This is a genomic window from Haloferula luteola (assembly GCF_014201715.1).
Classification (GTDB): domain Bacteria; phylum Verrucomicrobiota; class Verrucomicrobiia; order Verrucomicrobiales; family Akkermansiaceae; genus Haloferula; species Haloferula luteola.
In genome coordinates, this window is the sequence record NZ_JACHFD010000012.1 from 98021 (window position 1) to 122576 (window position 24556).

A 24556-nucleotide genomic window follows, 5' to 3' on the forward strand; every position below is an offset into this window, starting at 1 on the left:
GGATGAGCTGGAGGTTAGGCCGCTGCGGTCTTCTTGCCGCTCTTGAGGGAGAGGATCAGGAGGTAGACGAAGCATGCAGCGGGAACCAGGAAGGAGAGGGTGTGAGCCATGCCTGAGTCGACAAGGCGGCCCATCAGCAAGGGCACCAGGGCTCCGCCGGAAATGGCCATGCACATCAGGCCGGAGAGTTCGCTGGAGGCTTCAGGTTTTTCCTCGACGGTGATGGAGAAGAGCATGGGCCAGATGTTGGCGAAGCCGAGTCCGCCCAGCACGATGCCGACGAGAGCCAAGCCTTGGATGCCTGACATCACGCAGCCAACGCCGATCAATCCCAGAAGCGCGGAAAGCCGGAAGAAGGTGTGAGGGTTGACCTTGATCACCCCCGCAACCAGACGGCCGACGGTCACGAATGCGAAGAACATGGTCGGACCGAAACCTGCGGCCTTTTCCTCGGAAAGGCCGAGGTTGGCGAGAGTCGGCTTCAGGAAGGTTCCCATGCAGACTTCTGCGCCGACGTAGAGGAAGATGCCGACCACGGCGAGAGCGAAGGTGGGAATGCTGAGGAGGGACAGCGAGCTGCTGATGCTCGGGGGCACTTCGGCCTTGGTCTCATCGATTTTCATCATGGCGACGAGGACGAAGGCGATGACCATCAGGGCGAAGAAGATGGGGAAGGCACCTCGCCAGCCCATGGCAGCGAGCAGGCCGATGCCCCCGATCACGTAGGGGAGAAGGGCGGAAGCGGAGCTGCCGATGCCCTTGAAGCCTTGGGCAAGAGCGAGGTTGCGGCTGTAGTCACCCGCTGCGCTGACATCCCGCATGATGGGATTGCCGGCGACCTGGAGGAAAGTGGTTCCGACGCCGAGAAGGAAGATGCAAGCGAGCAGCAGAGCATAGGGCGGCGACATGAAGGCGGGGACGGCGACGGCGATGGCGTTGAGTCCGAGGCCGAGAAGAAGGACCTTTTTCTTGCCGATGCGTGCGGCGAGAAGGCCGCCAGGGACGCTGAAGATCGCAAAGGCGATGAACACGAAGAAGGGCATCAGCGTGGCCATCACGGTCGACAGCTGAAACTGCTCTTTGACGGCGTCGGAGAGGGGTCCGATGGCGTCAGCGACTCCCATGAGAAGGAAAGCCAGCAGGATGGGCAGGGTTTTGATGTTCATTGGATGATGAATGGGTCGGGTTTGTAGAAAGGAGAAGAAAGGAAAGCGGAGCCTGTTGCCAGGCTCCGCAGAGGGAGGATCAGTGGTTCCGCGATTCGGAGAATGGACGGGCATCGGGGCCTGCGGCCCAGTCCTCATTTTTGTAGGAGCCCATGCGGAAGAAGACTTCGCCACCGTTGGCGATCTCGTCGTGTTTCAGGAAGCAACGGTCGAGGGACTCGCCGTTGATTTTGGCTTCTTGAATGTAGTGGCGCATGGGGCCATTGGCCGCGGTGTTGATGGTGAAGGTTTTGCCGTTTTCGAGGTGGATGGTGGCCTTGTCGAAAAGCGGGCTGCCGATGACATATTCGGGCACGGCGGGGTTGACCGGATACATGCCAAGGGCGCTGAAGACATACCAAGCGGAGGTTTGGCCATTGTCTTCGTCACCGCAGAGGCCATCGGGCGTTGGGTGATAGAGTCGGGCCATGACTTCGCGGGCGCGGACCTGGGTTTTCCAGGGTTGGCCGGCGTAGCCATAGAGGTAGATCATGTGCTGGATCGGCTGGTTGCCGTGGGCGTATTGACCCATGTTTGCAGCGACCATTTCCGCCATTTCGTGAATCATGCCGCCGTAGGCCCCGGTGTTGACGCGAGGGTCGGCCTGGAAGACGGAGTCGAGCTTGGTGGTGAAAGCTTCGTCGCCGCCCATGAGGTCGATGAGGCCCTGAACGTCGTGGAAGACGCTCCAAGTGTAGTGCCATGAGCATCCTTCAGTGAACGGGCTGCCCCAGCGTGCCGGATCGAAGTCGGGCATCCATTCGCCATTGGAGAGGCGACCGCGCATGAAGCCGACTTCGGGATCCCAAAGTTTTTTGTAGTTTCCGGTGCGAGCACGGAAGGTCTTGGCAGCTTCGGAATTGCCGACGCCTTCGGCGACGAGTGCGGCGCAGAAGTCATTGTAGGCGTATTCGAGGGTTTTGGCTGCGGATTCGTGGGTGATGTCGTGGGCAGCGTAGCCTTTTTCCAGGTAGGAGGGAGCGCCATCGCGGCCGATGGAGGCGATGGGACCTTCGTGGGAGGAATCGTGAAGCATGGCTTCGACGGCTTTTTGGGCATCGAAGTTGCGGACTCCTTTGCCATAGGCATCGGCAAAGAGGGAGAATGCGTGGTTGCCGATCATGCAGCCGCGGTGGCCTGGGCTGGCCCAAGCCGGGAGCCAGCCGCTTTGTTCGTAGGCGGCGAGAACTCCTTGGAGGATTTCCCCGTTCATTTCGGGGAACAGGATGTTGAAGAGCGGGTGGACGCAACGGAAGGTGTCCCAGAATCCGCTGTCGGTGAACATCATGCCTTCGTGGATCTTTCCATCGTAGGGGCTAAAATAGCGGTTCTTGCCGTTTTCGTCGGGCTCGTTGAGACGGTGAGGAAAGAGGGTGGAGCGATAGAGCGCGGTGTAGAAGGTTTTGCGCTCATCGTCGGTGCCTCCTTCGATTTCGATGCGGCCGAGGGTATCGTTCCAGCGTTCGAGGGCAGCTTGTTTGACGGCGTCGAAGTCTTTGTCGCCAATTTCGCGGTCCAGATTGGTTTGGGCCTGGTCGCGATCGATGAAGGATGAGGCGATCTTGAAGGTGACGGGACCTTGGGTGGGATCGATTTGAACCCAGGCACCGACGTGTTCGTCTTCAGCTTGGAGTTCTTCGTTGGGCTCGCTGCCGGGTTTCCAAGTGCCTTGTTTTAGGAAGGGTTGATCAAACTGGACGATGAAGTAGTTGGCGAAGTTTTCGGGGACGCCACCGTTGTTATTTTTGACCCAGCCGACGATGCGATGCTGGTCCGGTTGGACTTCCACGGAGGAGCCTTTCGGGAAGCCATCGAAGATGACGTAGCCATCTTCATCGGGGGAGTAAGTAAAGCGGAAGGACGCGCAGCGTTCGGTGGGCGTCATCTCGGCGGTCACGTTCCAGGTATCGAGCTCCGCTTTGTAATAATAAGGGCGGGCGATTTCGGTATCGTGACTGAATTCGGAGGCTCGACCTTCTTCGTCGCAGACGAGCTTTCCGCTGACGGGCATGACTGCGAGGGCCGCGTAATCGGCAATCCAAGGGCTGGGCTGGTGGGTTTGACGCAGTCCGCGCAGCCGGTTTTGCTGATACTGGTAGTAGAAGGAATCCGCGACCGGCTGGGTAAAGGGCGACCAGGCGTTCATCGCGAAAGGCAGGGCGACGGCCGGGTAGGTATTGCCGTGGGAAAAGCTATGGGTGGAATCGGAGCCTTGCAGGGTGACGACCAAATCGGCGAGGGATTCTTCGGCGGAAACCGGCGCCATGGCTGCAAGCGTGAATGCTGCGGCGGCTGTGGGCCACCGCAGGAAAAGCGGGTTCGGGTCTGGCATGATCTTGGGTTGAGTCGAAAAGCTACCTCCAAAAAGGCGAACTTCTTGCAGAGTGCTTGCCCGGAGTGTGTCAGCGGATTTCCCCTTGCTGCGAGCTTAGGAAGGTGGGGAGAGGAACAAAATGATTGAGAAACGGTTCTTCTGATGGAGTTCGGGAGGAAAGATTGCCGACGACCACGATCTGGGTGCAGGGTGGTGGAGATGAAAAACCTGCGTTTTCTGCCGCTTTTGCCTCTGTTTCTTGTGCTGGCCCAATGCGCGACCTCTCCGGCTCCTGAGGTGACGCCCTCAATGGTCAAGAAGTCGTCGGTGAGTGCGGAACGTCTGGAGAATGGCCGCCAAGTGTACCGAACGAGCTGCGTGAATTGTCACGGTCGAGCGACGTTTGGGCATTCGGATGCGGCCTATTGGACGGCGGTGGTTCCGCACATGGCAGACAAGGCGGATTTGCTGCCGGCAGATCAGGCGGATGTGCTCAATTATCTGATCGCCTGTCAGTTGGAGGCAGACCGAGGCAAAGATTGAGGGTGGAGCCTTAGCGAGCCGGAATGGGCTCGGTGGAGATGGGCTGAGATTGACCCCGAAGGTGCCGATCCAGAAAAGCCTTCACTCGGCGATTGAGTTCCGGGCTGGCGAAGCCGTGGCCCGCACCTTCGATGGCGATCAAGTGGGCCTCGATGCCGGCCGCTTTGAGCTTGGTTTCGAGTTCGGCGGATTGAGCGAAAGGGACAATGGTGTCGCGGGTGCCGTGGGCGATGAAGACGGGTGGGTCTTGGGGGGAAATCCAGGTGGTGGGGGAGGCGCGGCGTGCGTTGCGGAGGATTTCTTCGTCGCTGGTGCCCAAGAGCCGAACGGCGAGACTGGAGCGGCTGGCCTCGAGGAAATCGACATCTTCACCGTAGAAGGTTTCGAAGTTGGAGGGCCCGAAGAAATCGACGACGGCTTTGACCTTGCTGGAGGTGGTGGGGAAGGCTCCGATGGCGCCTTCTTGGGATTTTTCACCACTGGTGGTGCCGAGCAGGGTGGCGAGGTGACCGCCGGCGGAACTGCCCATGACGGCGATGCGGTCGGGGTCGATGCCGTAGGTGTCGGCATGGGCGCGGAGGAAACGGATGGCTGCCTTGCAGTCGTCGAGCTGGGCGGGCCAAAGGGCGTCTTGGATGAGGCGATAGTTGATGGACGCGACGGCGTATTGACGGGTGGCGGTAAGGATTTCGGCGACGCCTAGGCCTTCTTGTTTGGTGCCGGACATCCAACCGCCGCCATGGATGTAGACGAGGAGAGGGAGAGCTTTTTCGGCGGGTTGGTCGGGGAGGTAGAGGTCGAGAGTTTGGCGCGTGTGGCCATTTCCGACGTAGTCGATGTTCTGGAAGTCGGTGGCGTGGTTCTCGGGTTCCTGGGGGACCCATTTTTGGAGGTTGGCGGCGACGCGATCGAATTCTTCACGGGAGAGGGCGCCGTCTTGGTCGAGATCGACCATGCCGAGGAAGGGTCGCGCTTCGGCCGGCAATTCGTCGGCTTCGATGCGTCCGTTTCGATTGGTGTCGAAGTGGGAGAAGGGGTCCTGCTGGGCGAGAGCGGGAAGGGTGAGGAGGAGGGAGAGGAGGGAGAGGAGGGAACCACGCATCGGGAGAGAGAGAGCACGCGTTGGGTGTTTTGTCGCCGGGAAAGCGGGCGATGGCCGAAATGGCGCGGATTTCATGCGCCGACGGGGTGCCATACGGTTTTGGCTTCGGTGAAGTCGCGGATGGCGTAGGGGGTGTGGTGATGGGGAGAGGCCCAGTCGCAGGCCGGATCGTGGAGGACGACACGTTTGATGGATTCGGCGGCACCGGCTTGGAGTTGGGTGGCTTCTTCGGGGGAGGCCGTGGCGGCAAGCGCACGGAGGTGCTCGTGGGTGGCGAAGGTGGAAAGCATTTCGGAGCGTGGACCTGTGAGCAAATTGACAACGCCACCTGGCAAGTCGGAAACAGCGAGCAATTCACCCAGGAGGATCGCGGGATATGGCTGGGATTCGGAGGCGAGCGCGACCACGGCATTTCCCGCGACGATGGCGGGGAGGATGAGGGTCATGAGCGCGAGCAAGGGTGAATTTTCTGGCGCGAGGATGCCGACGATGCCGACGGGTTCGGTGACGGTGAAGTTAAAATGGGAGGAGGCGACGGGATTCACGCTGCCGAGGACTTGTTCGTATTTGTCGGCCCAGCCGGCGAAGTGGACGATGCGATCGATGGTGGTGCGGACTTCGATTTCTCCGGGGGAGTTGGGAGTGGTCAGAGCGCTGGCCATTTCGGCCGATCGGGATTCGAGCATTTCCGCGAGGCGATAGAGGATCTGGGCGCGGTTGTAGGGTGAGCGTCGGGCCCAGCCGGGACCGGCTTTGGCGGCCGCTTCGACGGCATTGCGGAGGTCTTTGCGTGAGCAGAGTGGGATGTGGGCAAGGAACTCGCCGGAGGCGCTGGAAAGGGGGTAGACGCGGCCGGATTCGGAGCGGATGAAGGCACCACCGACGTAGCATTTGGGAGTTTTGGTGATCGGGAGCATGGGAAGATGGGCCGGAGGATCAGAGTTCGGTGGCCAGAGGTTGAAGTTGCGCGTAGTCGAGAAGTCCGTGCTTTCCGCCTTCGCGGCCCAGGCCGGATTGTTTGTAGCCACCGAAGGGGCTTGAGGGATCGAATTGGTTGTAGGTATTGGCCCAGACGACTCCTGCTTTGAGGGCGCTGGCCATTTTGAGAATTTTGGAGCCTTTGTCTGTCCAGATGCCTGCGCTGAGGCCGAAGCAGGTGTTGTTGGCTTTTTCGATGGCTTCTTCGGGGGTGCGGAAGGTGAGGATGGAGAGGACGGGGCCGAAGATTTCTTCGCGTGCGATGCGGTGACTTTGGGCGACTCCGGTGAAGAGGGTGGGGGCGTGGTAGAAGCCTTGGGAAGGAAGGGGGCAGGAGGGCTGGTAGATTCCGGCTCCTTCATCGATGCCGCTTTGGACGAGTTCCTGAATGCGGCTGAGTTGTTCTGCGGAGTTGATGGCTCCGACGTCGGTGTTTTTGTCCAAGGGATCGCCGACGCGAAGGGTGGCGAGGCGGCGTTTCAGGCGATGAATGATTTCCTGTTCGATGCCTTCTTGGACGAGTAGGCGGGATCCGGCACAGCAAACGTGGCCTTGGTTGAAGAAGATGCCATTGACGATGCCTTCGACGGCCTGGTCGAGGGGGGCATCTTCCATGACGATGTTGGCGGCCTTGCCACCGAGTTCGAGGGTGAGGCGTTTGGAAGTGCCAGCGAGGGAGCGTTGGATGATTTTGCCGACTTCGGTGGACCCGGTGAAGGCGATTTTGGCGGCAGTGGAGTGGTTGACGACGGCCGCTCCGGTTTCTCCAGCGCCGGTGACGATGTTGACGACTCCGCGGGGGAGGCCGGCTTGTTCGAGGATGGTGGCGAACTTAAGGGCGGTGATGGAGGTGGTTTCCGCGGGCTTGAGGACGACGGTGTTTCCGGTAGCGAGGGCTGGAGCGATTTTCCACGCCAGCATGAGAAGGGGGAAGTTCCAGGGGATGACCTGACCGACGACGCCAAGGGGAGCGAGTCGGCAGCCGGGAGCGACGTAGTGCAGTTTATCGGCCCAGCCGGCATGGTAGAAGAAATGGGCGGCGGCCATGGGCAGGTCGAAATCGCGGGCCTCTTTGATGGGTTTTCCTCCATCGAGGGTTTCGGCGACGGCCATTTCGCGAGAGCGATCCTGCAGCAGGCGGGCGATGCGGAAGAGGTATTTGCCGCGTTCGGCTCCCGGAAGTTTGGACCAAGCGGGAAAAGCACGGGCGGCGGCCTGATAGGCAGCATCGACGTCCGCGGCATTGGCGAGGGGGATTTCGCTGAGTTTCCGGCCATCGCGGGGAGAGAGGGTATCGAAGTATTTTTTTGATCGAGGGGCAACGTGTTGGCCATCGATGAAGAGCTTGTAGCGATCGAGAAGATGGGCCGGCGCGGATTCTGGAGCGGGATCGAATTCCCAGAGATCGCCGAAGAGGAGTTCGCGAGCTTGGGTTTTCGAACGGGATGATTTTTTCGCGGGCATGAATGAGGGTGGGCGAGAGTTCCGGGATCGATGGTCAGGGCAGGACCTCAGTATCCGCTGCTGTCCTCGGTGAAGGTCCAAGGTGCCTGGTAGGCGCCGGTCCGTTGGGTTTCGAGTTGGCGCAGGAGGTCGTTGAGCAACGAGGAGGCACCGAAGCGGTAGCGGGAAGGGCGGAGCCACGCATCGCCGAGTGTTTCTTTGACGGCGACGAGGAATTGGAGTGCCTGCTTGGCGTTTTTGATGCCTCCCGCGGGCTTCATGGCGATCTCTACGCCGGTGGCGAGGAAGTGGTCGCGGATGGCGTCGAGCATGACTTGTTGGTTGCCGAGGGTGGCATTGGCCGAGGTTTTGCCGGTACTGGTTTTGATGAAGTCTCCCGGGCGGATCACCCGCATGGCGAGAAAGCTGGCCGCGCGGATGTTGTCATAGGTTTCGAGTTCGGAGGTTTCGAGAATGACTTTCAGAGTGGACTCGCCGCAGGCTTCGACAACGGCGGCAATCTCGTCCTGCATCTGGGCAAATTCGCCGGCCAGGAAAGCCCCCCGGTTGATGACCATGTCGATTTCGTCCGCTCCATCCGCAACGGCCTGGCGGACTTCCGCGAGCCGTGTTTTCAAGGGGGCTTGCCCGGAGGGAAATGCGGTGGCGACGCTGGCAATGCGGACACCGGTGCCTTGGACGTGAGGGACCGCGTGGCGCACCATGGAAGGGTAAACGCAGACAGCAGCGACGCGGGGCAGATCGCCTTCCGGATGGGGGCACAGTGCTTTGCGGCAAAGCGAGGCGATCTTGCCGGGGGTGTCTTTGCCTTCGAGAGTGGTGAGGTCGACCATCGAAACGGCGAGCTTCAACCCGAAGGTTTTGGCCTGTTTCTTGATGGAACGAGTGGGGTAGTGGGCGACGCGTTCTTCGATGCCAGTGGCGTCGACGGTGCCGATGTCATCCAGCAAACGGCGGAGGGAAGAGGCAGGCATGCGAAAGGACTATGGGCCGCAGGATGCGACAGCGCAAGAACGCGGCCATGGCCCTGAGGAAAGGGGGAGAACCTCGGCAAGCGGGTGCGCGATGGACCTCCGTTGAGGGCTAAAACCTCGACAATTTCAGGTAGGTTGATAGTTTTTCGAGTCCGCAACTTGTTGAGTGGTAATCCTTAGTTGCCGAATCAAGAAGCTGCGGGTTCAACCATTGATCCCATGAAAAGACATCATTCAATGATTCATCGCATGGTCTCCCCCTGTCTCCTGCTGATGGCTCCGCTGGCAAGTGGAGCAGTCAGTTGGACGGTGACCCTCGACACGATTACAACGAGTTACAGTTCTCAGCCGGATCCGTTTTTGGGCGGGACGGACTCTGAGACGCGCCTCACGGCATCTGGAACACCGGCAAGTCCGATTGATTTCAGTGCCTTGGGGGACACGGAATTCAGCATCACCCTTCAAGCGCCTGCGGGGTCGGTGATCCAGGTCTCCTATCCTTCGGGTTGGGATTCGGCTTATTTCCGGGCGGCGATGACTTCTTCAGGTTCTTCAGGAACCGGAGCATTCATCGACAACAGTCCGGACATCATTACGATGGGATATTCCCTGATTTCTGGCACCGATTGGAGCTCCTCCTCGACCAAGAAGCTGCAGCTTCCGGGTGTGGGTGGAAATCTCTACAGTACTTATGAGAATATGGCGGTATCGGTGGGGTCGGTGTATCAATTCGAAAGCATCACCTTCACCACCACGGTGCCGGCTAGTTACAATGAGGTTTTGAATCCGTCGGGCCCCAGCTTCTATTTGATCACCCGGGTGAGTTCGGATTCGCCCTTGGCGGATGCAGGTCCCTTGGTCTCTTTGGTGTCGGTGCCTGAGCCGGTGACCTCAGGACTGCTTGCGGCGGGAGGGCTTGTCGGGCTGCGCCGGAGGCGAAGGGTGCGACCATGCTGATTTGAAATGAAACTCGGTCGCCCCGCCTCACCGCGGGGTGACCGCATGAGTTGGAGATGCATGCCGGAGGGAAGACGGTCGGTAAAAGGGATGGAATTCCGGAGGATGGTCGCTTGCGGGTTGGGAAAGTCGCCGGATGTTAGTGGGCATGGACGAAAGCATGGGACCCCGGAGAGTTTTGGTGATTGGTGGCGGATTTGGCGGCTTGGCCTGTGCCCGGCATTTGGCGCACCACCCGGAGTTTGAAGTGACTCTGATCGATCGGGCGAATCACCACCTGTTTCAGCCATTGCTCTATCAGGTGGCGACGGCATCGCTGGCGGCACCGGATATTGCCCGGTCGCTGCGGCAGGTATTGGAGGAGGCGGAAAATGTGAGTGTGCTGATGGATGAGATCGAGACCCTCGATAGGGAGGGGCGCCAAGCGATCGGGCAATCCGGCCGCCACTACGTTTGGGATACGTTGGTATTGGCCGTGGGGGCGCAAACCTCGTTTTTTGGCAACGACGCGTGGGAGCCTCACATGATGGGGTTGAAATCCCTTGAAGACGCCCAGGGTATCCGGCGTTTGGTGCTATCCAATTTGGAGCGGGCGGAGCGCAGCGAGGATCCCGAGGAGCGGCGGAAATGGATGACGGTCGGCATCGTAGGGGGCGGGCCGACAGGCGTGGAGTTGGCGGGGGCGTTTGCTGATTTGATTCATCGATCGATGAGGAACGAGTTCCGGAGTATCGACACTCGGCAGCTGCGCGTGGTGCTGGTCGAGGGCTCAGAACGGATCTTGGAAGCCTATGATGAGGATCAGAGCGAATATGCGCGGCGACGCTTGGAGCGGTTGGGCGTCGAGGTGAAGACGGGCACGCGGGTGGCTGACGTGACGGAAGGTGTGCTGCATTTCCAGGGCGGCGAGGTGCTTGAAGCGCGAGCGATCATTTGGGCGGCGGGTGTCGAGGCGAATCCCCTGACCCGCCAGCTCGGGGTGGAGTTGGCGGACCGGGCGGGGCGGGTGACGCCGCTGCCTGATTTGTCGTTGCCTGGAAATCCGGATGTCTTTGTGATCGGGGATTTGGTGCGGATGAGCGATTCGGAAGGGAAAGCGGTGCCCGGCGTGGCTCCGGCCGCGGTGCAGATGGGGAAGCATGTTGCCAAGGTGCTGCTCGGCGAAAGGCATCCGGGAAATCTCCCGGAGTCGCGCCCTCCTTTCCGCTATTTCGACAAGGGCCTGATGGCGATTATCGGGAAAAATGCCGCCGTTGTGAAATCGGGAGGCCTGCGCTTGAAGGGCTATTTTGCCTGGCTAGCTTGGTTGCTGGTCCACATTTTGTTCCTGATTGGATTTCGTAACAAATTGGTGGTGTTGCTGGGATGGTCCTTTGCCTACGTCCACGACCAACCGGGAGCGCGGATCATTGTTCACCGGCCACGCGATGCCCGAAAGGAGCCGGTGGAACCCACCTGAATGACGGGAAAACCCCTCTTTACATCGCGCTTGGGCTCTGACAGGTTCCCGCCCCCATGATTCTAGCTGCCACCAATTGGCTCGACATCAGCATCAACCTGCTGCTGGTGATTTTCGTCGCGGTTTGCCTGCTTCTTGCCTTGGTGGTTCTGATGCAGCGTCCGAAGCAGGAGGGTCTCGGTGCGGCATTCGGATCGGGCATGACGGACCAGATGTTTGGTGCGCGGACGACCAATGTGCTGCAAAAGGCGACGGTTTACCTGGCGACCCTGTTTTTCGTTCTGACGCTGACGCTGGCGATTCTTTATTCGAAGCGGACCTCGAGCCGCGTGACGATGAAGATGGATCCGGTCGCGGAGTCGACGGAATCGGCTCCTGAGGCAGCGCCCGAATCGACGGTGCCCTCGTTGGAGGAGTCCATCCCCGTCGAAATCGATGAGAACGCTGGTGCACCGGCCCCAGAGGGCACTCCGGCTCCCGCCATGGAAGAACCCGCCGTCGAGGTGGAGGAAGCCCCGGTGGTGGACGAAGCCCCGGCCCCTGATGCGGCTCCGGCAGAAGAGGCTCCGGCTGCGGGTGAGGAAACTCCCGCTGGCGACGAGCGCTGATTTTCGCGAGCGTTCGCTCACCGGGATTCTTTACGCGGAAGCGGCCGGTGTGGTCGCTTTCATGGCGCCATGTCCGAACCCCATCTGCCTGCTTGGAAGCGATCTGACGCCTTTCCTCCGGCCTCTGAAGGCTGGGGCTGGGTGGATCGCAAGGGGAGACGACAGAGTTGTTCGGATCTGGATGCTCTCGCTGCGGCTATCATTGATGACGCGGGTGCCCGGGTGGATCTGGTTTGGACGCCTGAGCATTCCCACCTCGTTTTGCCCGAGGAGATTCCCGCGTTGCTTCCGGCGTTGAAGGAAGCCCGGGTTCGGTGGGCGGAGTGGGAGATTCAGGAAGGTGCCCGCCAGATGAAGTGGTTTGGGATTCTGGCCGTGGTGTTGGCGGTGGCGACGGCCATGAAGCCGACGACCGTGGGGTTGGCGGTGATTCTCTTTCTGATGCTCGGTTTTTTCCCGTGGTATCAGGGGCGGAAGCGCTTGCGCCGGGCTAAGGCCTGGAAAGCGGAAGAAGGGGTCGGGGATCTCGAGGGGCTTCGTTTCGAAACCTGGCTGATGGCCCAGAAGGCACCCGTCACCCACGCCATGATGGCAATCATCGGGGTGATTGCGCTCGTGCAGTGGTTGGGTCCGCAGACGCTGGAGGAACAGGTGAAGTCGGCAGGGTTGGTGAAGGTGAATGGCAGGGCTCTCGATACCTGGAGGTTGGCGACGGCCCCATTTCTGCATGGGCATCCTCTGCATCTGTTTTTCAATGCCTCGGCCTTGCTCTATCTAGGGAGGCGAATGGAGGTGTTGGCGCGCTGGCCGCACCTTTTGCTGGTGTTTGTGCTTTCCGCTTGGGTGGGCGGGGAATGCTCTGCCCGCTGGGTGGCGGCATCTTCGCTGGGAGCTTCGGGGGGACTGATGGGGATGTTGGGATTCCTCATGGTGTATGAGGCGATGCATCGTCGCTTGGTTCCGGAGAGTTCACGCCGTCGGCTGCTAGCGGGCTTATTGCTGACGATAGGAATTGGCGTGGTGGGATTTCGCTTTATCGACAATGGAGCCCACGGCGGCGGTTTGGTGTTGGGGATGGCGTATGCCTTCGCGGTCTTTCCTTCTTCGGTTTCCGCGACCCGTCCGAAGACCACCTTGCCGGATCGCCTGGCTGGTGCTGCGGCTGCTGGGGTCTTCTTGTGGGCGGCCATTTTCACGCTGATCAAAATCAGCGCCTAAAGCCTTCATGCATCGTGCTGGAAGGCGAACAGCACTAGCAATGCGATCCCGATCACCCACAACAGGATGACGTTGAAAATGAAATAGGGGTAGGCCATGAGGGCGAGGCCGATCACCTTGGGCTTCCAGCGGTCGAGGGCCTTGCCGTATCTCCAGACGCCCCAACCGATGGTTCCGAAGATAAAGCCGGCAAGCAATTGGAAGGGATGGAACATGGCAGGAATCAGCGATGGTACCAGGCGGGGCTCTGGTACAGATTGAACTGGATCGACGAGAATACGCTGAAATCAAATTGGGCAGTGCCAAAAGTCTGTGACGACCCACGCAATGTGCCGTTTTCGAGGGCTTCCAGTTTGAAGGTCACACAGCCTCCGTCGGCGAAGTAGGCCCGAATGTCGCCATTGCGGCGGATGGGACGCCAAAATTTTTCGGGATCCCGCGCGTCCTCTTCGGTGCGCAGGGGAAAGGCACGAAGCCGGTCGACAGGGAGTTGGAAATCTCTGAGATCCGCATCGATGGATGCGAGTCCATCTTGGATGCGGGTAATGCCGCCGTCGATGGTGTCGCCATTGCGAAGTTGAATTTCTCCTTGGCGGGGTTTTTCGGGGAGATTTGGGGCGGGTTCTTGTCGGCCGAATCCCTGGCGGGCTTGGAAGCCTCCTTCAAGGACGCCATCCCAACTTTCGATCTGAATCCGGGTAATGCGGATCCCGGCGGATTGTTGGCTGACGAATTCGAGCATGGGCCCGGGGTCCTGCTTGAGGGGATCGTTGTCTCGCCAGTCGGTGACGATCTGGTCGCCGACGATCAGCCGGAACAATCCGTTCTCGATGTCTTGAAGCATTTCGATGTGCACCGATCCGGTGGAGCCAAGATCTTCGACGGCGCCGGCGCTGCCGATCGGTTGAATTTGACCTCGATTGTTGCCCCTCACCAAGCGTTTGCGGAAGGAGACGTACTGATTCTGGCAGGCGAGTTCGTAGTAGCTTTCGAGTTCTCCCTGGGCGCTCGCCTGCCCGTGGGTGCGGATGCTGAGATCAGTGCGATCGTTCCAATCGACGTCGATGCCGATGCGGATTTTGGGGTGCACGCCGATCTCCCGCCGGATTTCTCCCGCCCCTTGGCAAACGAGGGAGCCTTGGTCGATTTGCCACGTATCGTCCTCTTGCGTCCATCCGGTGAGATCGGAGGGACCACGGTAGAGGATGGCGGCGCGGTCGCGGACATCAAGGCTGGCGACCATGTCGCGGCGAAGGGTGAGGATGCCTGCATAGTGCGTCTTCAGAACCACGGATTCGGCAGTGAGGTCGAGAAGTACCCCGCGCAGCGAATCGCCATTGCTAAGGGTGACGCGAGCGGTGTGTTTCCCTTCGGGTAGTTCGGATTCACGGGCCGAGGGAATGCGAATTTCCTGAAGATCCTTGAGACGGAGTGGGGCGGGGTGAGTGAGCAGGGGGGATGACCAAGCCAGTTGATCTCCGGTAACAGCATCAAGGTGTCCATGGAGGATGTCACCATTGGCAAACTCGGCGGTCATCGAACTGGCGGCGGAGCCTGCCAGCAGCGCGGTGAGGAGGCAGGCAATCATGGTTCTTCAGGAGGAAGCTGGCGGCGAGCGAGGGCACGCAGCGCCTCGCGGCGGAACGTGAGTTCTCCGAGCAAGGGATGGAGAATACGGGCTTGCTGATTTTCGAAATGGCAGGACTCGGCGCTGATGAGTCCAGTATCGGGAAGGCCGATCAACAGGGGAGAGCGCCCGGTGGCCTCGTCGGAATGGCAGAAAAACAGGGTGGAAACACGGTCCATGGGGACGTGAAGCGGACTCGGGGAGAAGTCGGTTTGAATTTCGACCGAGTTCGATGGAGAGTCCGCTTGAGATCCGAGAATCTTTCCACCGAAGCGTTGCCCATCGATGTCGATGAGAGCATCGACGGTGGGATCGCCCCGTTCTTCATTGGGATGGCGGTCGCGGATGGGATTCCAAGCACGGAGGAGAATCGGGCCCACGGACATCGCTTCGGGTTCGTTGATCAAGGAATTGAACACGATCTTCGAACCTTCGGGGATGCCTTGGCGATCGACGGCGTCGAGGAGCACCTCCGCATCGTCGAGCTGAATTTTCAGATGGTGGCGATCGCGGTCGACTCGGATCTCCAGTTGAAAAGTGGACTGCGGGAAATCGGCAGGATTGAGGGGCACCTCGCCGAGGGTATCGAAAGTGTTTTGGCGCGAGCTCTGGCGATCGAGTCGCAGCCGGTGATTGCGGATTTGCAGTCGATAGCGGTCCTCTTTCTGGGGGCCAGGGGATTCGCTGGCGGAGCAGAAGTAAACCTCAAGATTGGTGGTGCGGGCCCACTTGAGCTGGAACTGAAGAGAGAAGGAGGAGGAAATCGAGCCCGGGTCAAAGGCGCTGGGACCCCGGCCGAGAGAAATCAGCGCACCGTTCTCGACCCTCCATGCACTGGGGCCGCTCCATTCCTCGCCCGCTTGAGGACCGTCATAGAGAATTCGCCGTGGTTGCAAGCCGACTTGCAAGGAGCGGATAAGGCGACGCGGGACATCGAGCGGAGACGAATAGGCGGTGTTGACGGTGATGGTCTCGTCGCCAATCGCCTTGAGTTCGCAAGGGAAGACATCGCCATTGATCAAGACCACTCGGGCGCTTTGATCGGCCCATTCCTCGGGGGGGGGAGGGAAGTTGACCTCTCGCACACCCTCCAGTTTCAGCCCCAGATCCTCTTGGGCCAATGGGGTCCGCAATGAGAGCTGCTCACGATCCAAGGTGACGACTTCGCCGGTGAGCCGCGAGCCATCGGTCAGCAGGATTTGGTCTGCCGAGGCGGTGATGGCGACGAGGCCCATGAGCGCCGAAGTGAGGCTGGAAAACTTTGGAGTCATGGCTCGTCCCAGGGGTTGAGGAATTGCCCTGCGGGTTGGTATTCCAACAGGCTGGCGGCGCGGAGGTCGAGGCGGACTTGATTCAAGAGAGGGGAATCCAGCACGGCATGGTCGGGACCCGCTTCGCGGATCTTTCCGGTGATGCGCCCAACGGGTTGGAAAAAGACAGCGAGACTGCCATTTCCGATCGATTCCGGAGGCTCGACCTGATGGCCGGCGAGGTGGACTTCCGCGACTTCATGAAGGGGGATCGTGAGGTCGGCGTAGGGACCGGAGAGGGTGATGCGACGATCCTGAATGGAAACGATTTCTCCGGAAAACCGGTCGGTTCCATTGGTGAGGAGAATAAGGTCACGATCGGCGTGATCGAAGCTACGGGCGGCGTCCGGCATGCCGTTCCATTCGGCGACCAGAAGGTTGGAGATTCGCAGCGAGTCGTGGTTACCAGGGACACCGAAGCCAATGCCGCCGCCGAGGGGTTGAAAGTTCTCTTCTTCCTCCAGATTCCAATGGATCATGTAGGATCCGTCGACATAGAGGGTCACCGTGCCTTCATCGAGGTCAGTTCGGATTTCCAGTTCGGCTTCGTCGCGTTTCCGAAACTGGACGGTCGAGGCGTCGGTTCGGATCATTCGGGAAAACGGGCGGCCGTCTTTTTCATAACCGCAGCGTTGCAGAGAAACATAGTTTCCACGGACGTTGAGAATGAGGGAATTGCCGAAAGATGCGGTGGTGAAGTCCGGACGCGGCGCGGCCTGCTGAGCCTCTTCGTCACCCTCAAGGGGAGGCGGAGCCATGAAGTCACTGTAGAATCCGATCATTACGGGGGGCATGGCCCGCCAGTCGAGATGCATGCGAAAGACCGATTGCCTCGGCATCGATAGGGCGCGTCGCAGAATCTCGGGTCCCCCGTGGTAGTACCAATCTCCGCCAGAGTGCTGCCAGGCTGGGGTCTTGGATTCTTGAGCCTCCGGGGTGGGATCGGTCGAAGCGGGGAGGGTGATTTCCCAGGCTTCGGCATCGAAGGGACCGGCATAGATCAAGCGTCCCCCGAAAGGGTTGGGAGCGAGGGAGGCGATGGCCGATATCGGAATCGTCAGTTGCCCCGCAACGGCCGATTCCATGACCAGTTGGTCACGATCCATGGAAACGATGGTGCCGGGGAGGCAATCTCCATTGGTGAGGAAAACATGGGAGAGTTCACCCGTGACCCCTTGGGGTTGGGCACCGCGCAGGGCGACGTGCTGGATCCGATCGAGATTGAAGCTAAGACCGTTGTCTGCGTCGTCTCGCAACCACAGGAGCTTGCCCTCGGGCGTAATGCCACCAAAATGACCTTCCAGGCTTCCGTCGCTGAGTCGCAGCAAATCCGGAGGCTCGGCGGAGGCCATGCCCAGGATCAAGGGAAGCAGCAGGAGGAGGCGAATCATTTTTCGTAGATAGGGAGGTAGCGGTAATTGAGGGCGATGGAGAGAAGGGCACCTGCGGTGCTGAAGGCCTCTCCCTTGTCTCCAGGCCATGATCCATCGGGCTGTTGAAGCACCCCAAGATAGCGAAGGTTTTTCTCATTCCATTCGGCCCACAATTGGTCGTTGGATTGGAAAAGCGCCTGCGACATATAGTATTCGTAGTAGTAGGGGTAATGCTGGTCGCGGTAGTCGAGATTCTCCGCAAGGTAGTCGACACTCTTGGCAAAACCTTTCCCCTCCCGTTGTTTAGCAAGGCCGAGGCAGGTGACGCCAATGGCTGTCAGTGTGGGCTTACCTCCGCCGGAGGAAGTGTAGCCGTAGGAGCCGTCTTCCGCGCGACACCGGGCCATGAACGCGAGACCTTTTTGGATGGCTTCCTGTGGGACGCCGATGCCGGCATTGCGGGCCCCCAGCAAGGCGACAAGTTGGCAACCGGAGACCGTGGTGTCGGCATCTCGGCTTTCCGGTGAATAACGCCAAGCGCTCGCGGGGTTGCGTTCTTGGGCATTGAGAATGAGATCGACCGCTTTTTTAAGGGCGGGAGCGAGCTTGGGCTCATCGACCATGCCGTAAGCCTCGGCAAGGGCGAGGGTACAGAAGCCATGGTTGTACATCGAGTTGCCGATGTATCCATTGCGGTCTTTTTGATTCTCTAGGATGTATCGAACGCAGCGATGAATGGCTTCGGCGTAGGGGCCGTGATTGGCGTCGTCTCCGTGGGCGAGAAAGGCTTTGAGGCAGAGGCCGACCACGGCAGGTTCGCCGCCCATGGTATCGTTCCAGGAGCCCCCTTCGTTTTGAGTGCGGACGAGGTAGGCAAGACCGCGTTCATACATCGATTCCACTTGGGCGGGGATCGGATCAGTAGGGCGGTTTGGAAGTACTTGGGCAGACAGGCCGGAGTTTCCTGCAACGATGATCCAGGTGAGAGTGACGATGCGAGGGATCATGGTTCTAGGCGCCGCAGCCCTCGGTTGTAGGCTTTCAGAGCCTCGCTGAATTCATCGGGCAGGGATTTTCCGGCCACACCGGCGCCCTTGGGCACACGTCGGGTTTCGGAAGCGCCGCTGGCGGTTCCCTGGACGTTCTGATTGGCGAGGTCGGAGTCACCGGTCATGCCTTCGCCGTCTCCTTGCTGGGAGGGTTGCTTGCCCTGTTGCGGTTTTCCGGTTTCGCCATCGATGCCGAGCATGCGTTCCAACATTTTCATCATGGCACCCGATTCGGGTGAGCCTTCGCCAGACTGTTGCTGACGTTTTTTGGCGGCTTGATAGATCTTCTCGATGACATCGGTTTGGGCCGCGAGGGTTTCGCCACCGGTTTCATGTTCCCAAAGTCGCTCGCTGGCTTCGTCCATGGCGTCTTCCACTTCGCGGAACAGGAGGATCACTTCCTCCGCAGTTTGCTCGATGGTCAATTGCTGCACATCTGCGGCCAGTTCGTCCTGTTGGTCCGAGAGCCGTTGCGAACTCTCTTGGTGGCGCAGCGTGGCGTCCTCGTGAGAGGGGGAGGGGACCGGTTCGGCGAAGGCCCAGGTGGTGGTGAGGGCCAGAATCCAATAGATGCATCTCATGGGTTTTCCTCCTTCGCTCGCCGCAGTGTTTCCAGAGCTCGGGTCCTTGCCCGCAGGTCTTGCTCTTCCTGCACCATGCGCATGACCCGCAGCATGAACTCGAAATCTTCGTCTTCGTCAGATCCGCCGCCACCACCACCGCCTCCTCCACCCCCGGCCTCGTTGGAGGCGCCTTCCAACATTTTGGCCCATTCGCGCAGTTGATCGGACCATTGGTGAGACGACGAAGCGGCGAGGTAACCTTGGTTGCGCTCGATTTGTTGGCGGATGTTCTCCAGTTCGATCTGAATCCCTGAGTCCTGCATGGCTTCGAAGACTTTGCCGTAGTCAGGATTGGCGGTTCGGGTGAAAAAATGGCCGAGGTCTTCCTGAATCCAGCGGATCTCTGAGCCGGTAGCCGACTGTAGGCGGACGAGATCATCGCGTTCTCCAAGTTCAGCGGGGTCGAGTTCGTCGGGTCGCAGGCCGAAGCGTTCGAAGCCGGCGAGGGAGGTGCGGGTGATGCCCTCTTGGTCGCCAGCGGCTTTCTTCAGTCGGCTCACGAAGGTGCTGGCCTCGAAGCGTTGATTGGCTTCGTTGGCCTCTTCGATGGTTTTGCGAATTTTCTCAAGGGCCTCCTTCTGGCGTTCGACGGCGTCGCTCATGTCGCGTTCGGACTTTTCATCAGAGTTCTTGGCGTCACCTGCTTCGCCGAGTTTGCCGCTGACACCGGGGAGGTCTTGGTTGCCGAGTTCTCGCAGCGATTCCATCATCTCACTCATCCGACGGAGAGTTTCCGGATCGATGGTGTCATTGCGTGCGCTGTCTTTCAGAAGCTCTTCGACTCGATCTCCGAGTTCTTTGAGGGCCTCGGCTTGGCGATCTTCCAATTGCTGCTGTGATTGGAGACGCAGGAGGTTTTCAGGGGTCCGGAGTTCAGTCGCGTCGAGCCGTTCGATGCGCTGATTTTCCTCGTAGAGACTGCGTTCCTTGCGGGCGAGGTCTTCCAGTTCACCCACGGTGCGGTCGAGGCGATTTTTGAGCATCTGAGCATGCTCGGCAGGTGTCAAAATATAGAGCGTCAGCGGCTGGGAATAGGTGCGTGTGCGACCAGGAAGATAGTCCGTGGACCAGGCCCGGAGGGTGAGCTTTTGCGGGGCGATGCCGAGGGTGTCTGGGGAAAAGGCTACGGGAAGTCCTGCTCGTGTGAGATCGGGTGACCCTTGTTGCAGGGTGAGTTCGCCCGAGGCGGATTCGGCGTCTCCGGGACGGGTGGGTTCTCCTTGCCACTCCAGTCCGATGGATTGGAGGCCGAAATCATCGGCTGCGGAAACGGTGAAATCGATCGTTTCGGAAGGCAGCATCGCACGGTTTCCGGAGAGGCCTTCGATGTAGACGATAGGGGCTTCGTCAGGAACCGCTTCGATTCGCAGTTCGAACCCAGGTGCCCCATCGAGACCGAGGGTATCCGTCCATTGCAATGGGATCTTCAAAGAGGTGGCGCCGACCTCGATCGACGGTGCGGTGGCCTTTGCCCCATCGAGTGTCATCGGTTGAGAGGGCGTGAGTTCAGGAGCTTCTCCAGAGCCGGCCTGAAGGGCGGAAATCGGGCCGGCGGAGGCTCGCACCAAGGCCCGGTCGGCCTCAACAGAAAGTTGCACGTTGGCCCCCTCGACGGCCCGGACGGTGCCGGTGGTGAGAACCTGGGATTCTTGTTCGCGCCGGAGATAGGTGGGAAATTCAATCACCGCCTGGCTGCGAATCAGCGAGGGGCGAAGGGATGGGGTGACGAAGATCTTATGGATGGCATCGCCGACCTCGAGGCGCAGAAATCCGGGCTGAAGTTGGCCGGGGAATTCGAAGTGGTAACGCTGGCCGTGGAGGGACGTTTCCAGCGGATCTTGGGAGGCAAAGCGAGCACGAGCCGTCGGGGGCTGCCAGCGGCTGCCCGAGGCCAAATGGAGTTCAAGGGAGAAGGCTTCGCCTACGGGAACCGCAAGTTCACTCGGCAGGGCTTCAAGCTGGGTGAATGTGTATCGAGGGGTTTCAGAGAGGGGGAACAGCCATCGCTTGAGGGAATTCAATCCTGCTTCCGGAACCGCGATCAGGGCGATGCCGGCGATTAGAAACAACAGGATGACCGCCAGCGACCAGCGCTTGTGACGGGAGAGCGGGAGCAGGTCGTCGAGTTTGCGGCGCTGGGTTTCTGCCGCTACTGCCTCCATGGCGGCGGCGCGCAGGCGCGGGGAAAGGGAGTCGTCGGACTCAATCTGATTGGCTAAGTCAATGACACCCAGAAGACGATCGCCCAGTCCGGAATGCTTTTTGGCAATGAGGCGGGCGAGTTGGTCATGATCGCGATGGCGCCAGACCCAGCGGTGCAGCCAAATGGGTGCGAAAATCGCGGACAGCGAGGTGCCGGCGAGAAGAATGATCAAGCGACCCATAGGAGGGGTGGCCGAAAAGCGATCGATGGCGAAGACGATCAGAAACGACAGCAAAAGCCCGAAGATTCCTGCAAACACGGCCTCGGCGATCTTCGTGCGCCAGAGCTGCCGACGGTATTCCTCCAGCTGCACACGGAGGGACTCCGGCAGTGGGGAGCGTGTCGGTTTCGGCTCAAGCATGGGCAGGTGAAAGTCGGGTCAACCGGGTGTGCGGCAAACTCCCAGAGGAGTGGTCAGTTTGCCAGCGGAAATGAGATGGCGTGATTTTCAGGAGATTGAAGATGCAGAACGGGGGTTGACCGGGTAAAAGAAAGAAAGCGGAAGGTTCCGGCTGTCCCTTCGAGATTTCCATGAACCCCTACGAAGCGTCTCGAGAAAGCATTTCGCAGACCGTGCTGGGCAAAGAGCTGCCGCCGAAGAGCCAACGGATGCTGCATTCCGTCAGGCTAGGATTGTTGATCGGGCAAGTTTTGCTCTCCTTTGTGGGGGGCTATGGGGTTGCCAAGGGCCGGGGGGATGCCCTCCTGGCGGTGGCGATGGTGGGGGTATTCCTGATGCAAGTGCTGTTGGTTTGGATTCCTGGAAGAAAGGCTGTGGAGGGTTGGCAGATGTTAAGGTGGGCGACGGCGGTCTTTTTCATCACCTTTCTGGGTTGGGGAGCCGTGTCACCGCTCGGCATGGGGTGAATTTTGTTCTCCTGAGGATTTCCGTTGAGCTTTCTCTGATCGATAGCAGGCTGCGGGGACCCTGGGAAAAGCAGATGAAAACCTATGAGCTGAAGATCAACGGCGGGGTGCATAAGGCCGAAGTGGAGGAGGACACACCCATGCTGTGGGTGTTGCGGGACGCACTCGGGCTGATGGGCACGAAGTTCGGCTGTGGAGTCGGCCAATGTGGGGCTTGCACCATTCACCTGAATGGCCAAGCGGTGCGTTCCTGTACGCTGCCGGTGGAATCCGTGGGGAATGCAGAGGTGACGACCATTGAAGGTTTGGCGGAGGAGGGTGAGCTGACGCCTCTGCAGGCGGCTTGGTGTGAGCACGATGTGGCTCAATGTGGATACTGTCAGGCCGGGCAGATCATGAGTGCGGCCGCGCTTCTCAAGGCCCATCCTCATCCTGAGGATTCCCAAATTGACGAGGCCATGGCGGGGAATTTCTGCCGTTGCGCCACCTATGCTCGCATTCGTGAAGCCATTCATACTGCTGCCGCTCGATGAACACGCTGGATCGTAGAAGCTTTTTCAAAGTGTCGGCTTTGGCCGGAGGTGGATTTTTTTTGGTGAGTGGGCTGCGGGCGGAAACCGAGCCGGAGCTTCGTGACTTCTCGCCTAGCGCCTTCATTCGCCTCACTCCGGATGGCCGGGTCACCATCATGGCTCACAAGCCCGAAATCGGGCAGGGGGTAAAGACCTCGCTGCCCATGATCGTGGCCGAGGAGATGGAGGTGCCGTGGGAAATGGTGACGGTGGAGCAGGCCCCCATCAATCCGGCTTACGGCGGGCAAACGGCGGGAGGGAGCACCTCGGTTCCGAGTAGCTACGAGCGCCTTCGGAAACTAGGGGCGGTCGCCAAAACGATGTTGATTGCGGCTGCCGCGGAGGCGTGGAAAGTTTCTCCTACGGAGTGCCACGCGGAGGCGGGAGAGGTGGTGCACGGTGCGAGTGGTCGCAAACGATCGTATGGTGAGTTGGCACTTTCAGCCGCCCGCCAACCTGTCCCTGCTGAGGATTCAGTGGTGCTGAAAGATCCGAAGGATTTCAAGATCCTGGGTCGCCGCATCGGCGGTGTCGACAATCGGGCGATCGTGACGGGGCAACCCCTGTTCGGCCTCGATCAAGTGCAGCCCGGAATGCTCCACGCATGTTTCCTGCGCTGCCCCGTATCGGGCGGGAAGGTGAAATCCGCCAATCTGGCAGAGGTGGCGGCCCTGCCGGGAGTTCACAAAGTATTCGAAGTCGAAGGCTCGGGGGACCGCTATGGACTTTATCCGGGAATCGCAGTGGTGGCCGATTCGACCTGGAGGGCGATCAAGGCCCTGCGGGCCTTGAAAGTGGAGTGGGACGATGGTGGCCATGGCGAAGAAAGCTCCGCTGCGCATGCCGCTAGGGCAACTGAGCTGATGAAAGGAGCTGGTGCCGCGCGACTCTCCGAGCGAGGTCAACCGGAGTTTTCCGAGGGGTCTCTGGATGTGGTCTATTCGTATCCGCATTTGGCCCACAACACGTTGGAGCCCCAGAATTGCACCGCGGTGTTTCGAAATGGGGAGTTCGAGTTCTGGGCGCCCACTCAAAATGGGGGAAGCGCCATCGATGCAGTGGCCCGGCAGTTCGGCGTGCCCAAGGAAAATGTGAAGATCCATCTGACTCGCATCGGGGGTGGTTTTGGACGGCGCTTGATGGTTGATTCGATGGTCGAATGCGCAGCGATCGCTCGGCAAATCGAAGGGATTCCCGTGAAGTTGACGTGGACTCGCGAGCAAGATCTGGCCCAGGATTACTACCGGCCGGGAGCTTGGCATCGGTTCCGTGGAGCCGTGGATGTCGAGGGCAAGCTATCGTCGTGGGCCGATCATTTTGTGACCTTCGGGCTCCATAGTGACCAGCGGCCGGGCAATGGTGCCGGGATCGGAGGCGATGAATTTCCGGCCCATTTCGTGCCGAATTTTCAACTCGAACAAACCGTGATGCCCAGCAACCTGCCTCTTGGTTGGTGGCGGGCCCCAGGTTCCTGCGGACTCGCGTTTGCCATCCAAGGATTCTTGGACGAGATGGCCCATGCGGCCGGAAAAGATCCCTTGGATTTCAAGCTCGAGCTTTTGGGCGATCAGGAGGAAGTCCACGGGTATCACGTGCTGAGGATGAAAGGTGCGTTGCGCGCAGCAGCGGAAAAGGCAGGCTGGGGGAGATCACTCCCGAAGGGGAGCGGTCAGGGCATTGCCTTCCACTACAGTCATCGGGGATACGTGGCCGTGGTTGCCGAGGTGACGGTGAGCCCGGATGGTAAACTCTCGGTGGATCGACTGATTGCGGGGGTCGATGTCGGGCCCGTACTCAATCCGAGTGGAGCGGAGAATCAGGTGCATGGATCGATGCTGGATGGCCTCAGTGCGGCGTGGTTTCAGCAGGTGAAGATCGAGGCCGGCTCGGTCGCGAATGCCTCCTTTGCGGCCTACCCAGTATTGCGCATGCCGGATGCGGCGCGGGTGGAATCCGTTTTCGTGAACTCCCCGTTTTCGCCAACCGGACTCGGCGAGCCTGCATTGCCTCCTACTGCCCCGGCGGTGTGCAATGCGATCTTTGCCGCGACGGGGAAACGCGTTCGTGATCTTCCCTTGCAGGGGCAGGATCTTCGCTGGTCTTGAGGAGC

21 protein-coding genes are annotated in these 24556 nt (G+C 59.9%); 8 read left to right on the plus strand and 13 right to left on the minus strand.

Translation table 11 applies throughout. The annotated features are described in order from the left end of the window. Window positions 1-14: 14 nt before the first annotated feature. Together HNR46_RS12750 and HNR46_RS12755 are read right to left on the minus strand one after the other, a co-directional pair. Complete coding sequence (locus tag HNR46_RS12750) at window positions 15-1166, minus strand: MFS transporter (RefSeq protein WP_184019395.1); 1152 nt, start codon at window positions 1164-1166, stop codon at window positions 15-17. 79 nt (window positions 1167-1245) lie between these two features. Continuing rightward, window positions 1246-3537, minus strand: coding sequence for a GH92 family glycosyl hydrolase (locus HNR46_RS12755; RefSeq protein WP_184019397.1), 2292 nt, complete (start codon window positions 3535-3537; stop codon window positions 1246-1248). Between the two features lie 201 nt (window positions 3538-3738). Here HNR46_RS12755 and HNR46_RS12760 point away from each other — a divergent pair, with 201 nt between their 5' ends. Then, window positions 3739-4062 carry a c-type cytochrome gene (locus HNR46_RS12760; protein ID WP_184019399.1) on the plus strand — a complete coding sequence of 108 codons (324 nt, stop codon included), beginning with the start codon at window positions 3739-3741 and terminating at the stop codon, window positions 4060-4062. 10 nt (window positions 4063-4072) lie between these two features. Here the strand turns inward: HNR46_RS12760 and HNR46_RS12765 are convergent, their stop codons facing one another. From HNR46_RS12765 to deoC, 4 genes are all read right to left on the minus strand, one after another. Next, window positions 4073-5164 carry an alpha/beta hydrolase fold domain-containing protein gene (locus tag HNR46_RS12765; RefSeq protein WP_184019401.1) on the minus strand — a complete coding sequence of 364 codons (1092 nt, stop codon included), beginning with the start codon at window positions 5162-5164 and terminating at the stop codon, window positions 4073-4075. A 71-nt stretch (window positions 5165-5235) separates the two neighbouring features. Then, window positions 5236-6081 (minus strand): aldehyde dehydrogenase family protein, encoded by an 846-nt coding sequence (locus HNR46_RS12770; RefSeq protein ID WP_184019403.1) that lies wholly within the window; start codon window positions 6079-6081, stop codon window positions 5236-5238. 19 nt (window positions 6082-6100) lie between these two features. Next, window positions 6101-7606 carry an aldehyde dehydrogenase family protein gene (locus HNR46_RS12775; protein WP_184019405.1) on the minus strand — a complete coding sequence of 502 codons (1506 nt, stop codon included), beginning with the start codon at window positions 7604-7606 and terminating at the stop codon, window positions 6101-6103. Window positions 7607-7653: 47 nt separating this feature from the next. After that, entirely contained in the window at window positions 7654-8580 is a 927-nt protein-coding gene (gene deoC / locus HNR46_RS12780; RefSeq protein ID WP_184019407.1) for a deoxyribose-phosphate aldolase, read from the minus strand. 219 nt (window positions 8581-8799) lie between these two features. Between deoC and HNR46_RS12785 the strand changes: the two genes are divergently transcribed. The 4 genes from HNR46_RS12785 (at window position 8800) to HNR46_RS12800 (ending at window position 12822) form a co-directional block, all read left to right on the plus strand. Beyond that, complete coding sequence (locus HNR46_RS12785; protein ID WP_184019409.1) at window positions 8800-9537, plus strand: PEP-CTERM sorting domain-containing protein; 738 nt, start codon at window positions 8800-8802, stop codon at window positions 9535-9537. Between the two features lie 160 nt (window positions 9538-9697). Then, a complete protein-coding gene (locus HNR46_RS12790; RefSeq protein ID WP_221285151.1) occupies window positions 9698-10996 on the plus strand; it encodes an NAD(P)/FAD-dependent oxidoreductase in 1299 nt (432 codons plus the stop codon). Between the two features lie 56 nt (window positions 10997-11052). Continuing rightward, window positions 11053-11604, plus strand: coding sequence for a preprotein translocase subunit SecG (secG, locus tag HNR46_RS12795; RefSeq protein WP_184019413.1), 552 nt, complete (start codon window positions 11053-11055; stop codon window positions 11602-11604). Window positions 11605-11673: 69 nt separating this feature from the next. After that, complete coding sequence (locus tag HNR46_RS12800) at window positions 11674-12822, plus strand: rhomboid family intramembrane serine protease (protein WP_184019415.1); 1149 nt, start codon at window positions 11674-11676, stop codon at window positions 12820-12822. Window positions 12823-12827: 5 nt separating this feature from the next. On the opposite strand, the gene HNR46_RS12805 is transcribed toward HNR46_RS12800, so the two are convergent. From HNR46_RS12805 to HNR46_RS12835, 7 genes are read right to left on the minus strand one after another with little or no spacing between them, the layout of a single operon-like run. Beyond that, window positions 12828-13037 (minus strand): hypothetical protein, encoded by a 210-nt coding sequence (locus HNR46_RS12805; protein WP_184019416.1) that lies wholly within the window; start codon window positions 13035-13037, stop codon window positions 12828-12830. Between the two features lie 8 nt (window positions 13038-13045). Beyond that, on the minus strand, window positions 13046-14410 hold the full coding sequence (locus HNR46_RS12810; RefSeq protein WP_184019418.1) for a hypothetical protein: 1365 nt from the start codon (window positions 14408-14410) through the stop codon (window positions 13046-13048). Next, window positions 14407-15720: a hypothetical protein gene (locus HNR46_RS12815; RefSeq protein WP_184019420.1), complete on the minus strand. Its 1314-nt coding sequence runs from the start codon at window positions 15718-15720 to the stop codon at window positions 14407-14409. The genes HNR46_RS12810 and HNR46_RS12815 overlap by 4 nt, the downstream gene beginning before the upstream one ends. Next, on the minus strand, window positions 15717-17150 hold the full coding sequence (locus tag HNR46_RS12820; protein ID WP_184019422.1) for a hypothetical protein: 1434 nt from the start codon (window positions 17148-17150) through the stop codon (window positions 15717-15719). Before HNR46_RS12820 ends, HNR46_RS12815 begins: the two co-directional genes overlap by 4 nt. Beyond that, window positions 17147-18139, minus strand: coding sequence for a prenyltransferase/squalene oxidase repeat-containing protein (locus tag HNR46_RS12825; protein ID WP_184019424.1), 993 nt, complete (start codon window positions 18137-18139; stop codon window positions 17147-17149). Before HNR46_RS12825 ends, HNR46_RS12820 begins: the two co-directional genes overlap by 4 nt. Continuing rightward, window positions 18136-18762, minus strand: a complete 627-nt coding sequence (locus HNR46_RS12830) for a hypothetical protein (protein WP_184019426.1) — start codon at window positions 18760-18762, stop codon at window positions 18136-18138. Before HNR46_RS12830 ends, HNR46_RS12825 begins: the two co-directional genes overlap by 4 nt. Beyond that, the gene (locus tag HNR46_RS12835; RefSeq protein ID WP_184019428.1) at window positions 18759-21368 is read right to left on the minus strand and encodes a GtrA domain-containing protein; all 2610 of its coding nucleotides are present in this window, start codon (window positions 21366-21368) and stop codon (window positions 18759-18761) included. The genes HNR46_RS12830 and HNR46_RS12835 overlap by 4 nt, the downstream gene beginning before the upstream one ends. A gap of 170 nt (window positions 21369-21538) precedes the next feature. Here HNR46_RS12835 and HNR46_RS12840 point away from each other — a divergent pair, with 170 nt between their 5' ends. The 3 genes from HNR46_RS12840 to HNR46_RS12850 all read left to right on the plus strand — a co-directional run bounded on the left by HNR46_RS12840 (window position 21539) and on the right by HNR46_RS12850 (window position 24551). After that, the gene (locus tag HNR46_RS12840; protein ID WP_184019430.1) at window positions 21539-21874 is read left to right on the plus strand and encodes a hypothetical protein; all 336 of its coding nucleotides are present in this window, start codon (window positions 21539-21541) and stop codon (window positions 21872-21874) included. Window positions 21875-21948: 74 nt separating this feature from the next. Then, window positions 21949-22407: a 2Fe-2S iron-sulfur cluster-binding protein gene (locus HNR46_RS12845; RefSeq protein WP_184019432.1), complete on the plus strand. Its 459-nt coding sequence runs from the start codon at window positions 21949-21951 to the stop codon at window positions 22405-22407. Continuing rightward, window positions 22404-24551: a xanthine dehydrogenase family protein molybdopterin-binding subunit gene (locus tag HNR46_RS12850; RefSeq protein ID WP_184019434.1), complete on the plus strand. Its 2148-nt coding sequence runs from the start codon at window positions 22404-22406 to the stop codon at window positions 24549-24551. The genes HNR46_RS12845 and HNR46_RS12850 overlap by 4 nt, the downstream gene beginning before the upstream one ends. Window positions 24552-24556: the final 5 nt, after the last annotated feature.